Origin of the sequence: Bradyrhizobium sp. LVM 105 (genome assembly GCF_003957705.1) — a bacterium.
GTDB classification, from domain to species: domain Bacteria; phylum Pseudomonadota; class Alphaproteobacteria; order Rhizobiales; family Xanthobacteraceae; genus Bradyrhizobium; species Bradyrhizobium frederickii.
In genome coordinates this window covers 221,559-234,823 of record NZ_QZMV01000012.1, presented here as the reverse complement: position 1 = coordinate 234,823, position 13,265 = coordinate 221,559, and the positions used below count along the sequence as shown (strand labels likewise).

Below are 13,265 nucleotides of genomic sequence, written 5' to 3'. Positions count from 1 at the left end.
GAATCGACCAATCCAGCCCATTTTGATGTGTCAGCTATGTCTCCGAACACCCGTCAGTGATCTGTCCGGGCTAAACACTTCGCGGGCGATGACAGTTGAAGGTGGAGCGACGACGTCGTCGCCTACTCCCGCACCCGCTGCTGCAACCGCGCCATCGCGATCCCGTCACGCGCGAGCTGATCGGCGCGTTCGTTCTCGGGATGGCCGGCGTGGCCCTTGACCCAGTGCCAGCGGATCTCATGCTGCTTCAGCGCGGCGTCGAGGCGCTGCCATAGCTCGACATTCTTCACCGGCTTCTTGTCGGCGGTGCGCCAGCCGTTGCGCTTCCAGCCGAAGATCCAGCCGGTGATGCCCTGCCGGACGTACTGGCTGTCCGTGTAGAGATCGACGATGCACGGCTTCTTCAGCGCTTCGAGCGCCGAGATCGCCGCCATCAGCTCCATCTGGTTGTTGGTGGTGTGGCGCTCGCCGCCGTTCAGCTCTTTTTCCTTGTCGCCGAACCTCAGGATCGCGCCCCAGCCGCCCGGCCCGGGATTTCCCGAGCAGGCGCCGTCGGTATAGATCGTGACATTGGGACGCTCGCTCACGCCACCAGCCCCGACGGCATCAGTCCATAGTCGCGCACGCTGCCGACGCTCTGATGGAAGCGCAGCTTGCGGACATATTCCAGCGGATCCTTCGGCTTCACCAACGCACCGGGCGGGACGTTGAGCCAGTCGACCAGCCGCGTCAGCAGGAAACGGATCGCCGCGCCGCGCGCCAGCAGCGGCAGCGCGGCCTCTTCCGCCTCGGAGAGCTTTCGCACCCGGCCATAGGCGTTGAGAAAGGCCCGCGCCTTGGTGACGTTGAAGGAATGATCCGGCTCGAAGCACCAGGCGTTGAGGCAGATCGCGACGTCGTAGGCCAGCATGTCGTTGCAGGCGAAGGTGAAGTCGATGATCCCGGAGAGCTTGTCGCCGAGGAAGAAGACATTGTCGTTGAAGAGGTCGGCGTGGATCACGCCTTCCGGCAGATCGGTCGGCCAGATTCCACTCGAGAGATGATCGAGCTCGGCCGCGAGGAACGCGCGCAGTCCCGGCTGCACCTCGTCGGCGCGGTTCGACGCCGCATCGAACAGCGGCCGCCAGCCCGAGACCGACAGCGCGTTGGCGCGCTTGATCCCGAAGTTCGCGCCGGCCAGATGCATCTTCGCCAGCCCCTCGCCGACGCCGGCGCAATGCGCCACGGTCGGCTTGCGCGGCCACATGCCTTCGAGAAAGGTGATAATCGCCGCAGGCCGTCCCGACAGCTCGCGCAGCGCCTCGCCGTCGCGTCCCTTCACCGGCAGCGGGCAGTTGACGCCGTGCTCGGCCAGATGCGCCATCAGCGCGAGGAAGAACGGCAAATCGTTCTTCGCCACCCGCTTCTCGTAGAGCGTGAGGATGAACGACCCCTGGCTGGTATGCAGCAGGAAGTTGGTGTTCTCGACGCCCTCGGCGATGCCCTTGTAGGAAAGCAATTCGCCGAGATCATATTGCTTCAGGAAATCCGCAAGCTCGTCGGCGGCGACGTCGGTGTAGACCGCCATCAAGGTCTACTCGGCGGCAGCTTCGGGACGCACCTGACGCGGCAGCGGGAAGAACTCGTTCTCTTCCGCGGCCGAGACCGTCTCCACATGCAGCGTGTAGCGCTCGGCGAAGGCGTCCATGATCTCCTCGACGATCACCTCCGGCGCGGAGGCGCCGGCGGTGATGCCGAGGCTCGTGAGGTTGCCGAACTTGTCCCAGTCGATGTCGGCGGCGCGCTGCGCCAGCACCGCGATCTTGCAGCCCTCGCGCTCGGCAACCTCGCGCAGTCGCTGCGAGTTCGACGAATTGGGGGCACCGACGACGATGAGCGCGTCCACCACCGGCGCCACCTTCTTCACCGCGAGCTGGCGGTTGGTGGTGGCGTAGCAGATGTCTTCCTTGTGCGGGCCGTTGATGTTGGGGAAGCGCTCCTTCAAGAGCGCCACGATCTCCGCGGTGTCGTCGATCGACAGCGTGGTCTGGGTCACGAAGGCGAGGTTGTTGGGGTCCTGCGGGGCGATGGTCTTGGCGTCCTCGGCGGTCTCGATCAGGGTCACCGCGCCGGCCGGAAGCTGGCCGAGCGTGCCGACCACCTCGGGGTGATGGGAGTGGCCGATCAGGAAGATCTCGCGGCCACGCTTGAAATGGATCGCGGCCTCGCGATGGACCTTGGTCACCAGCGGGCAGGTTGCATCCAGCGAGAACAGATTGCGGGACTGCGCGTCGGCCGGAACCGATTTCGGCACGCCATGGGCCGAGAAGACCACCGGCGCGGTGGTGTTCTCCGGGATTTCGGCGAGCTCCTCGACGAAGATGGCGCCCTTCTTCTTCAACCCGTCGACGACGTATTTGTTATGCACAATCTCATGGCGAACATAGACGGGGGCGCCGTATTTATCGAGCGCCCGTTCCACGGTGTCGATCGCCCGGACCACCCCGGCACAGAAGCCGCGGGGAGAACAAAGCACGATCTTGAGGTCTGGTTTGGCTGACATTGAGCGATCTCGGGACCGAATCACCCGTTTCGCCTTCCGGCGGGGGCGGTCGATGGATGGAATAGGGCTTAAAACGGTCGGGTTGAACTATACCGCGATTTCCAAGGGAATTGGGCCCCCTTTCGGGCGCTGTCAAGGCACTATCTATAGCAGAACCATTGCGTGGCCAGCCCCTCCGGGCTTATATAGCGCGAATTCCCTGTCATCGCTGATGACCACCGGTTTCGCCTCCAGAGGGGTGGGCGAAGCACAAAGGAGATTTGCCATGAGCAACGCACCTCTGATGCCCAAGGCGACCGCCGTCTGGCTGCTCGACAACACCGCGCTGACCTTCGACCAGGTCGCCGATTTCACCAAGATGCATCCCCTCGAGGTGCGCGCGATCGCCGATGGCGATGCGGCCCAGGGCATCAAGGGCATGGATCCCCTCTCCAACGGCCAGCTCACCCGCGAGGAGATCGAGAAGGGCGAGAAGAACCCGGATTACCGGCTCCGCCTCCAGGAGAGCAAGGTGGTGCTGCCGCCGCAGCCCAAGCGCAAGGGCCCGCGCTACACCCCGGTGTCGCGCCGCCACGAGCGTCCGAGCGCCATCCTCTGGCTGCTGCGCAGCCATCCCGAGCTCAAGGACGCCCAGATCATGCGTCTGGTCGGCACCACCAAGAGCACCATTGCCAGCGTGCGTGACCGCACCCACTGGAACACGTCCCAGCTCACCCCGATCGATCCCGTCACCCTCGGCCTCTGCTCGCAGATCGAGCTCGATTTCGAGGTGCAGCGCGCCGCCAAGGAAAAGCCGGTCGACGCCGCCTATGGCGGCGCCACGCTGCTGCCGGCCTCCGAGACCACCCGCAAGGACGAATACGAATCCGCGGAGAAGTCCAGCGACGACCTCAACGTCGACGCCGTGTTCGCCAAGCTGAAGACGCTCGGCGGCAAGAAGCAGGACGCCGAGGAGGAGTAGTTCCTCCTTCTTCGCTCGCTTCAAACGCAAAAAGCGCGGCAGGGAAGCCTGCCGCGCTTTTTGTTTTGTGAAGACGGGCTGAGCGCGTGTGACGCGTGTCGCCACACGCACACTGCGTCCCCTCCCCCCTTGCGGGGGAGGGTTAGGGAGAGGGGTACCCCACGGGGACTCCCTCCATCACCTCGAAGCGGTGCGACTCTTGCACACCGCTTGCTGAGCTACCCCTCTCCCCCGCCCTCCCCGGCAAGGGGGGAGGGAGCGCAGGGTCGGCTGTGGTCACAGCTCGTCTCCAAGCAACAATCTCAGAACTTGTACGTCACGCCGGCGCCGACCAGCCACGGATCGATATGCGCGGTGCCGGTGACCGGCAGGCCGGAGACGGTGGCGCTGTAATCCGGGCGCAGCCAGAGCTTCTTGACGTCGACGTTGAGACCCCAGTGCCGGTCGATCATGTAGTCGAAGCCGAACTGCACGGCGCCGCCCCATGCGTTGCTGACATGCAGGTTGGTGGTGGTGGCGACGATCGCGGGCGGACCGGCGATCGCGGCGGGCGCGTTGGCCGCCGAATTGTTGAAGAACACGGTGTAGTTCACGCCGGCGCCGACATAGGGCTTGAACGCGCCGAACTGGTCGAAGTGATATTGCAGCGTCAGCGTCGGCGGCAGCAGCGTGGTCTTGCCGATCGGCAGGTTCGCGAGCGAGCCGGTGCCGGTGATCGAATGCCGGGTCACGCCGAGGATCAGCTCGGCCGCGATGTTCTTGGTGAAGAAATAGCTGATGTCGAGCTCGGGGACGACCTGGTCGCTGATCGATAGGCCGGAGTTCGGCGAGGACAGCGAGGGCACGCCCGCCACATTGACGGTCGAGCCGCCGCCATCCGGCAACACGCCGAGCACGCGCAGGCGCACCATCCACGGATTGAATGCCTCCACCGGCGGCGGCGCCTTCTTGTAGACAGGCAAATCGGCCGCTTGCACCGATGCAAACGTGCCCGCCAGCATCGCGCCAAAAGTCGCAAGCCGCGCCAGGTTTCTTGTCGTTCTCTGCATTTCAATCCCCTTCAGCCATCTCTCGCGCATCGTTGCGCGCCATGAGCGTCAGAGCAGAAAGGGGACGCTGGAGGATTTGATCTCGATCAATTCAGGCGGACGCCGCCACGATTTGGCCACGGCGTTGCATATGTGTCACGAAAACCAGGCAGGCGAGACGCGCTGGCGGCAACATAGTGCCGCCCCACACGTCAGGGCCGCTCGGGATGGTTCAGCATGTATTCGCCGAGATCGCGCTGGCGGCGGTCGGCGCGCGCGGTGGCGGCGTTGCGCTGGACGTCGCGGTCCTTGCGGCAGGCCACGTATTCCGGCGAGCCCTGCGCATAGCCCCGGCCCTGGCACACCGCGTCGTCATCGTCACCGCCCACCGCCACCGTATTCTGGTAGCGCGCGGAGCAGGCGGAAACGGCGGTGGCGAGCAGCACAGCTGCAAGCAGGCGCGGCGCGGCGGCGAGTGGCATCGAGGGTCCCTTGTTGACCGACCCTGTTTAGCGGGGAATGAGGAGAATGTAAGTCCCTGGACGCCGTCCCACGCTCGCTGTCATTCCCCGCGCAGGCGGGGAATCCAGTACTCCGCGGCGGTCATTGGCTCACACAATCGCCGCGGAGTACTGGATCACCCGCTTCCGCGGGTGATGACAGTTGAGGTTGGAGAGACGGTCCCGCGTCTCACTGGCGAGACTGCCAGCGAGAACCTCACACCCGCCCCTTCAGCGCCTCCCCGATTTCGTCGAGCGCCTTGGGATCCTCGATCGTCGCCGGCATGGTCCAGGACTCGCCGTCGGCGATCTTCTTGATGGTGCCGCGCAGAATCTTGCCGGAGCGCGTCTTGGGCAGGCGGCCGACGGTGATCGCGAGCTTGAAGGCGGCGACCGGGCCGAGCTTGTCGCGCACCAGCGCGATGATCTCCTTCTCGATCTCGGCCGGCGCCCGTTTCACGCCGGCCTTGAGCACCAGGAAGCCGCAGGGCACCTCGCCCTTGATCGCGTCCTTGACGCCGAGCACGGCGCATTCGGCGACATCGGGATGCGAGGCCAGGATCTCCTCCATGCCGCCGGTGGAGAGCCGATGGCCGGCGACGTTGATGATGTCGTCGGTGCGGCCCATGACGAAGACGTAGCCGTCCTCGTCCTTGTAGCCGGCATCCGAGGTTTTGTAATAGCCGGGAAATTCGCTCAAATACGCTTCCTTGAAGCGCGTATCCTGATTCCACAGCGTCGGCAGGCAGCCCGGCGGCATCGGCAGCTTGATGACGATCGAGCCCATCGTGTTGGGCCCCACCGGCTTCGCCGCCTCGTCGACAACGTCGACCTGGTAGCCCGGCATCGGCACCGTCGGCGAGCCGTGCTTCACCGGCAGCATGCCGAGCCCGACCGGGTTGCCGGCGATGCACCAGCCGGTCTCGGTCTGCCACCAATGGTCGATTACCGGCACCTTGAGCTGCGCTTCCGCCCATTCGACCGTCGGCGGATCGGCGCGCTCGCCGGCGAGGAACAGGGTGCGGAATTTCGAGAGATCGTATTGCCGGATGAACTTTCCTTCCGGATCCTCTTTCCGGATCGCGCGGAACGCGGTCGGCGCAGTGAACAACGCAACCGCCTTGTGCTCCGAGATCACGCGCCAGAACGCGCCGGCGTCGGGTGTGCCGACCGGCTTGCCCTCGTACATGATCGTCGTCGCGCCGTGCAGCAGCGGGCCGTAGACGATGTAGCTGTGGCCGACCACCCAGCCGATGTCGGAGCCGCACCACCACACCTCGCCCGGCTTGACGCCATAGAGGTTGAACATCGACCATTTCACCGCGACGAGATGGCCGCCATTGTCGCGCACGACGCCCTTCGGGATGCCCGTGGTGCCCGAGGTGTAGAGGATGTAGAGCGGATCGGTCGCGGCTACAGGCGCGCAAGCTGCCTTCTTGCCGTCATTCAGCGCCTTGCGGCGCAGGCTCGCCCAATCGTAGTCTCGGCCCGGCGTCAGATCGCAGGTAAGCTGCGGACGTTGCAGGATGATGCAGGCTTTCGGCTTGCTGCCGGCAAGCTTGACCGCCTCGTCGAGCAGCGGCTTGTACTGCACGATGCGGCCCGGCTCGATGCCGCAGCTTGCGGAGAGAATGAGTTTCGGCTGCGCGTCGTCGATGCGGGTGGCGAGCTCCTTCGCTGCAAAGCCGCCGAACACCACGGAATGCACCGCCCCGATCCGCGCGCAGGCGAGCATCGCGACCACGGCCTCCGGCACCATCGGCATATAGAGGATGACACGATCGCCCTTGGCGACGCCGAAATCCTGCATGATCGCGGCGAGCGCCTGCACCTCGTTCAGCAGCTCGGCATAGGTCAATTTGGTGACGCTGCCGGTCAGCGGCGAATCGTGGATCAGCGCGATCTGGTCGGCGCGGCCGCCTGCGACATGGCGGTCGAGCGCGTTGTAGCAGGTATTGACAACACCGCCCGTGAACCAACGGCCGTAGGTTCCTTGGCTTGGATCGAAGATCGACTTGGGCGGCTCGATCCAGTCGATGTCTTTGGCGGCCTCGGCCCAGAAGCCTTCGGGGTCGGCGAGCGAGCGCGCATGGACCTCGTGATAGAGACTCTTGCCCTGGATGTTCATTCCCGCGCTCCCGTTCCCTTTATTCGGCTGGCCCCGAACCTCGCGGCAGGACAGACGCCCCGCCATGACCAGGATCAATGCCGGCCTTGTTTGAGGGCTATTTTCCCGGGAACGGGCCGCGGTTCAAGCTGAAAAGGATGCATCTTCTCCCTCTCCCCGTTCTTACGGGTCGCAACGAGCTCCGCTCGCGCCGAGAGGGTCGGGGCTGCATCCGCGGTCACGGTGAGGGTTGGACGCGCGCAGAGCCCCTCACCCGGAATTTGCTGTCGCGAATTCCGGCCTCTCCCGCAGGCGGGGAGAGGCGAAGGGGCGCTCAGCTCTCCATCGCATTCAGCCGCAGCAAGCGATCCTGCATGACCTTCTTCAGATCATAGCCGGGCCGACGGAAACTCGCATCGCGCGTGACGAGGAAATCGCGCTGGGACTTGCGCAGGCCTTCCGCCGCGCGCTTGCTTGCGGATTTCAGCACACGCGCGTAAGCCTCGGCGATCTGGCGGTCAAGCACGCCAAGCTGCGGATCGGCGCAGATCACTTGCTCGACCTCGCGCTTCGCGTTGGCGCAATCGAATGACGGACCGCGATCATCGGCCGAGCGCGCATGAATAGGGCCCGGGGACGCCGCGCCGAATTTCGCGATCTCGGCGATCGTGGCCCGGCGGCCATTCGCGGCGTTCTCGTTGCCGGGATCGAGCTTCAGCGCCATCTCGTAGTCCGCCAGCGCCTTCTTACGCTCGCCCATCTTCTTGTAGAGCACGGCGCGGTTGTTGTAGGTCTTCGCGAAATTCGGATCGAGCTTCAGCGCCGCCTCGTAGTCGCTCAGTGCGGCCCCGAGCTCGCCCTTGAATTGATAGGAATCGCCGCGGTTGGTCAGGAAGTTGGCGCGCGGCTCCCGCCGGATCGCCAGGTCGTAATCGGCAATGGCCTTGTCGTACTCGCCCATGGCCGCATAGATCAGGCCGCGGTTGTCGTAATATTCCGGCACCTTAGGATCGAGCCTGATCGCCTCGCCGTCATCGGCGAGCGCCTTGTCGAGCTGGCCGAGCTTCTTATAGGCCGCCCCACGATTGGTATAGGTGCGGGGCCGGTCGGGGTCGAGCCGCAGGGCCTCGTCGAAATTCCGGATCGCCTTTTCGTTGTCGCCGCCGAGATAGTGGGCAACGCCGCGATCGGACCAGGCCTGCGCAAAGTCCGGCTTCAGCTTGATCGCCTGGTCGTAGTCGGCGAGCGCGCGGTCGAGCCGGCGCTGATTGGTGTAGACGATACCGCGCAGCTCGTAGGCCTCTGCGTCCGCGGGATCGAGCTCGATCGCCTTGCTGAGGTCGGCTGCGGCGCGGTTGAGATCCCCGCCGGCCTCGCGCAACAGGTCGCCGCGCAGGCGCCAGGCCTTCGCATTCCTGCCGTCGAGCGCAATGGCGCGGTCGATGTCCCGTAACGCCTGGGTGAGGCCGCCCGAAGTCCGGGCATGGGCGTCGGCGCGAACCAGCAGGGCCGCGGCACGATCGGAGGCGGGATTGGCGGTCTGGTCGATGATAGCCGTGCAGGCGGGCATCAGCTCCGCTGGAGCAGCCTTGCTGCCCATCACGCAGTCGGTACCGGCCGAGGCCGGCGCAGCGAGGACAAGGCTCATGGCAGCGCTGAGAAGGAAGGCGCGAAACGAGCTCTTGGCAAGCGCAAGCGCTTGCGCGGAAGGATGCGTGCCGCACATGGCAGATTGCTCCGTGACGTCAGGTTTTCACCATTGTCGCGTCGGGCACGGAATGGGTTCAATTCGGGCTAACTGGGAGCGCCCCGCTGCATCGCTCCCTCGCCCCGCTTGCGGGAGGGGCGAACAGGCCTCAATACCCATCCACCCCTTTGATCTGCTGCAGCCGCTCCTGCATCGCCTTCTTCAGATCAAAGCCCGGCCGGCCGTACGCCGCATTGCGGCGGGCGATGAACGCGTCCTGCTCGCGCTGGAGCCTCTTGGCCTCCGCCGGATTGGGCGCCTCCCGGACCGCACGCGCGTTCGACCCGAAAATCTCGCGGTCGAGATCGGCCAGCTCGCGATTTCTGCAGATCGCCTTCTCCACGGCCCGGACCGCATTCCGGCAGTTGAAGCTGGGCTTGCCGGCGACGGCCATCTGCGCGCCGATGCGCTCGAGCTCGCGCGCCATCGCCTTGTGATTGGCCTTGGCCTTCTCGTGGTTCGGATCGATCTTCAGGGCCGCGCCGAAATCCTGCACCGCCTTGGGCTTGTCGCCCTTCCTGAGCCAGAGCTCGCCGCGCGCATTGAAGATGTCGGCAAGCGTGGGATCGAGCAGGAGAACGCGGCTGTCGTCGGCGATGGCGCGGTCGACCTGATCGTGCCGCGCATAGAGCGCCGCGCGCGCGACCAAAGCCTTGATCAGATCCTCCTTGGCGGTCTTCTCGTTGTCGATCACGGCGGCGCAGGCCGTGGCGGCCCTGTCCATATCGTCGGCCGCGGCCGCCGCGAGACATGATTCGACATCGACCTTGATCACCGCAGCCGGCTCGCCGCCGGTCGCAGCCCGGGCGGCGCCGAGCGAGAGCGCGCAAAGCACTACGGCACCTGACGATTGGATGAGTTTTTGAAAACGCATGCTCGTTGCAGTCGGAAGCTTGCTTTGGGCCTTGCTCTCGGTCTTGCCTTACGCCTTGCCTCGGGGCCGTACAATCCATCGTACGGCCGGATTGGTGCTAGCTTGTGGTGCCGCCCACATCGGTTTCGGGGATCATCGTGTCGACATTCGAATGGATCATCGTGCTCCTGCTCGGCGCCGTTGCCTTATCGGCGCTGGCGCGGCGGATCAAGGTCCCCTACCCGACCTTTCTCGCCATCGGCGGCGCGCTGATCGCCTTCGTGCCGTCCAGTCCGTCCTGGACGCTGGAGCCCGACCTCGCACTGGCCCTTTTTGTCGCACCGGTCCTGCTCGACGCCGCGTTCGACACCTCGCTGCGCGATCTGCGCAACAATTGGGTTCCGGTCTCGACCCTGGTCGTCGCCGCGGTCGGCCTGACCACGGCCGCCGTGGCCTTCGTCGCGCACCGGCTGATGCCTGACATGCCCTGGGCCGCCGCGGTCGCGCTCGGCGCCATCGTGGCGCCGCCCGATGCGGCCGCCGCGGTCGCGATCCTGAGCCAGGTGAAGCTGCCCCACCGCATGGTGAAGGTCCTGGAGGGCGAAAGCCTGCTCAACGATGCGAGCGCGCTTCTGATCTATCGCATCGCGGTCGGCGCGGTCGCCACCGAACATCTGACGTGGAGCCAGGTTGCGCCGACCATGGCGCTGGCCCTGGTCGGCAGCGTCGTCGCCGGCCTTGTCGCAGCCCGCCTCATCTCGCCCATCATGGAGCGCATGACGGAGGCGCCGAGCGCGATCATCGTTCAGTTCGCCACCACCTTCATGGTCTGGATCGCCGCCGAGCATCTCGGCCTCTCCGGCATCCTCACCATCGTCGTCTACGCCATCACCCTGGCGCGCACCGCGCCCGCGCGCATGCCGGCGCGGCTGCGGGTGCCATCCTATGCGGTCTGGGAGACCACGGTGTTCGTGCTCAACGTGCTCGCCTTCATGCTGATCGGCATGCAGATGCGGCCGATCTGGACGCGGCTGGATGCGGACGTCCGCTGGGAATATTGCGTGGCCGCCGCCTGGATCCTGCTCACCGTGATTATGGTGCGCCTGTTCTGGGTCACGTTCTATCGCACGACGCTCCGGGTGCTGATCGCGCGCGGGCTCTATCATCCCAAGGATCCGAAACAGGTGGCCTCGCCCAAGGGCGGGCTCATCATCTCCTGGTGCGGCATGCGCGGCCTTGTCACGCTCGCCACCGCCTTTGCCCTGCCGGAGAATTTCCCCTATCGCGATTTCATCGTCTTCATCGCCTTCGCGGTGGTGCTGGGGACGCTGGTGATCCAGGGCCTGACGCTGCGGCCGCTGATCCTCGCCTTCCGCCTCGAAGACGACGATCCCGTCGGCATCGAGGTCGCGCGCGGACGTGCCGTCGCGTATCGCGCTGCGCTCGAGGCGATCGAGAGCGATCCGTCGGAGGAGGCGGAGATCCTGCGGCTCGAATATCGCGCCATCCTGATGCAGGCCGAGAACGATCCCAATGGCGGCATCGCCAACGGCGAACTGCCGGCCGATCCGCTGCGCCGCCGTGCCATCGAGGCCGCGCGCAAGGCGATCTTCGGCCTGCGCGCCACCGAGGTGATCGGTGACGATGCCTTCCACCGCATCGAAGAGGAGCTCGATCGCGCAGAATTGAGCGCGGGGGGATAGACCGACGGGGACCGTGGGGTTTGAACCAAATTGCCCTTCCTCAGACTCACTCCAGATGACGACCCTGACCGACGACCGTCGTGTACGCGCGCGTGATGCGTCGCCTGCACGATATTTTTATCTGCACATGGCCCTGGCCTGCGCGGCCACCGCGTTTCTCGGTTTCGCGCCGACCTATTGGGTGCCGCTCGCCCACCGGACGCTGTCCGCAAGCCCGGTGATTCATTTTCACGGCTTCTTGTTCTTCACCTGGTCGCTCTATTTCGTGCTGCAGACCTGGCTCGCGGCCTCGGGCCGCGTGGTCAATCACCGTTCGCTCGGCATTGCCGGCGTGTCGCTCGCCACCGCAATGACGATATTTGGCTTCCTCGCCTCGGTGCACGTGATGCAGCATTCCGCCGCGCTCGGCCAGCGCGAGGCCGGCATCGGCTTCTCGATCGTGCCGATGAGCGGGATCGCGTTCTTCGCGATCGTGTTCGTGCTCGCGATCATGAACACGCGCAGGCCCGAGGTTCACAAGCGGCTGATGCTGCTGGCCGCGGTCTCGATCCTCGATGCCGCCATCGCGCGCTGGTTCCTGACCTTCCTGGCGCCTCCCGGACCGCCCGGCCCGCCGCCGGTGCCGGTGACGATCGCGCCGGCCGTCGTCGCCTCGCTCCTGCTCGTCGTCGCCATGGTGCGCGACTGGCGCGCCGAAGGCCGCGTGCATCCGGTCTACATCTACGGCACGCTGGCGCTGCTGGCGGTGAAGGTGCTGAACTGGCCGGTCAGCGAGAGTGCGGCGTGGCATTCGTTCGCCGGCGGGATCCTGGCGCTGGCGCAGTAGTCACCCGCTGTCGTCCCGAGCATCAATTTCAATCCGTCACCCTGAGGCGGCCGCTTCTTCAGCGGCCCTCGAAGGGCGACGGCCCGGCTGCATCGGGGCCGTCTATCCTTCGAGGCTCCCCGCGCTCCGCGTTGCGCCGCGCGGCTCGCACCTCAGGATGACGGGACTGGTTGAAGTAATTTACGCCCCCGCCTTGCAGGTGATCCCGCCGTCGACCACGAGCTCGATCCCGGTCACGTATTTCGATTCGTCCGACGCCAGGAACAGCGCGGCGTTGGCGACGTCGAAGGCATCGCCCATGTGCCCCATCGGCACCTGCGCATCGCGGGCGCGCCACATCGCCTCGACGTCGCCCTTGGCGTAGCTGGCGGCCAGGCCTGCGGAATGCTCAACCATCGGCGTCTTCATCAGGCCGGGCAGGATCGCATTGACGCGCACATGCTGGCGCGCGAACTCGATCGCGGTGGTGCGCGTCATCTGGTTCATCGCTGCCTTCGAGCTGCCGTAGGTGACGTAGGAGATGCCCATGTGGCGGATCGAGGCGATCGAGGAGATGTTGATGATCGAGCCGCCGCCCTGCTTCACCATCACGGGAATGACGTGCTTCATGGCGAAATAGGCGCTCTTGAGGTTGACGCTGAAGACGCGGTCCCAGCTCTCCTCGGTCACCTCGACCACGCTGCCCATCTCGGCGATGCCGACATTGTTGTCGAGCACGTCGATGCGGCCATAGGCCTTCAGGCACGCCGCCACCATGGCTTCGATCTCGGCGGGACGCGCGACGTCGGCGGTGAACGCCGTCGCCTTGCCGCCCTCGCCGGTGATGATGTTCGCGGTCTCCTCGGCCGCGGCGCCGTTGCGGTCGACGCAAAACACCTGGGCGCCCTCGCGCGCAAACGTCACCGCGGTCGCCTTGCCGTTGCCCCAGCCGGGCCCGATCGAGCCTGCCCCCACCACCATCGCAACCTTGCCCTTGAGCCGATCCATCGTGATCTCCC

At 65.7% G+C, this 13,265-nt stretch carries 12 protein-coding genes; 3 read left to right on the top strand and 9 right to left on the bottom strand.

Translation table 11 applies throughout. The annotated features are described in order from the left end of the window. Positions 1-122: 122 nt before the first annotated feature. Genes rnhA through ispH form a run of 3 tightly spaced genes read right to left on the bottom strand, consistent with a single transcriptional unit; the run spans position 123 to position 2,542 of the window. Positions 123-587 carry a ribonuclease HI gene (rnhA, locus tag D6B98_RS28605; RefSeq protein ID WP_126260371.1) on the bottom strand — a complete coding sequence of 155 codons (465 nt, stop codon included), beginning with the start codon at positions 585-587 and terminating at the stop codon, positions 123-125. Beyond that, positions 584-1,567, bottom strand: coding sequence for a homoserine kinase (locus tag D6B98_RS28600; protein WP_126260370.1), 984 nt, complete (start codon positions 1,565-1,567; stop codon positions 584-586). Before D6B98_RS28600 ends, rnhA begins: the two co-directional genes overlap by 4 nt. A 6-nt stretch (positions 1,568-1,573) precedes the next feature. Beyond that, positions 1,574-2,542, bottom strand: coding sequence for a 4-hydroxy-3-methylbut-2-enyl diphosphate reductase (gene ispH, locus D6B98_RS28595; RefSeq protein ID WP_126260369.1), 969 nt, complete (start codon positions 2,540-2,542; stop codon positions 1,574-1,576). Positions 2,543-2,807: 265 nt separating this feature from the next. Between ispH and D6B98_RS28590 the strand changes: the two genes are divergently transcribed. Continuing rightward, entirely contained in the window at positions 2,808-3,503 is a 696-nt protein-coding gene (locus D6B98_RS28590; RefSeq protein ID WP_164718923.1) for a DUF1013 domain-containing protein, read from the top strand. Between the two features lie 302 nt (positions 3,504-3,805). On the opposite strand, the gene D6B98_RS28585 is transcribed toward D6B98_RS28590, so the two are convergent. From D6B98_RS28585 to D6B98_RS28565, 5 genes are all read right to left on the bottom strand, one after another. Beyond that, positions 3,806-4,552, bottom strand: coding sequence for an OmpW/AlkL family protein (locus D6B98_RS28585; protein WP_164718922.1), 747 nt, complete (start codon positions 4,550-4,552; stop codon positions 3,806-3,808). A 191-nt stretch (positions 4,553-4,743) separates the two neighbouring features. Further along, positions 4,744-5,013: a hypothetical protein gene (locus tag D6B98_RS28580; protein ID WP_126260366.1), complete on the bottom strand. Its 270-nt coding sequence runs from the start codon at positions 5,011-5,013 to the stop codon at positions 4,744-4,746. A gap of 235 nt (positions 5,014-5,248) precedes the next feature. Next, a complete protein-coding gene (locus D6B98_RS28575; protein ID WP_126260365.1) occupies positions 5,249-7,159 on the bottom strand; it encodes a propionyl-CoA synthetase in 1,911 nt (636 codons plus the stop codon). A 313-nt stretch (positions 7,160-7,472) separates the two neighbouring features. Continuing rightward, complete coding sequence (locus D6B98_RS28570; protein WP_126260364.1) at positions 7,473-8,864, bottom strand: tetratricopeptide repeat protein; 1,392 nt, start codon at positions 8,862-8,864, stop codon at positions 7,473-7,475. 130 nt (positions 8,865-8,994) lie between these two features. Then, a complete protein-coding gene (locus tag D6B98_RS28565) occupies positions 8,995-9,759 on the bottom strand; it encodes a tetratricopeptide repeat protein (RefSeq protein ID WP_126260363.1) in 765 nt (254 codons plus the stop codon). Between the two features lie 137 nt (positions 9,760-9,896). Here D6B98_RS28565 and D6B98_RS28560 point away from each other — a divergent pair, with 137 nt between their 5' ends. After that, complete coding sequence (locus D6B98_RS28560; RefSeq protein WP_164718921.1) at positions 9,897-11,441, top strand: cation:proton antiporter; 1,545 nt, start codon at positions 9,897-9,899, stop codon at positions 11,439-11,441. 55 nt (positions 11,442-11,496) lie between these two features. Further along, positions 11,497-12,267 carry a hypothetical protein gene (locus D6B98_RS28555; RefSeq protein ID WP_126260361.1) on the top strand — a complete coding sequence of 257 codons (771 nt, stop codon included), beginning with the start codon at positions 11,497-11,499 and terminating at the stop codon, positions 12,265-12,267. A 180-nt stretch (positions 12,268-12,447) separates the two neighbouring features. On the opposite strand, the gene D6B98_RS28550 is transcribed toward D6B98_RS28555, so the two are convergent. After that, positions 12,448-13,254, bottom strand: a complete 807-nt coding sequence (locus D6B98_RS28550; protein WP_126260360.1) for an SDR family NAD(P)-dependent oxidoreductase — start codon at positions 13,252-13,254, stop codon at positions 12,448-12,450. Between the last annotated feature and the right edge of the window lie 11 nt (positions 13,255-13,265).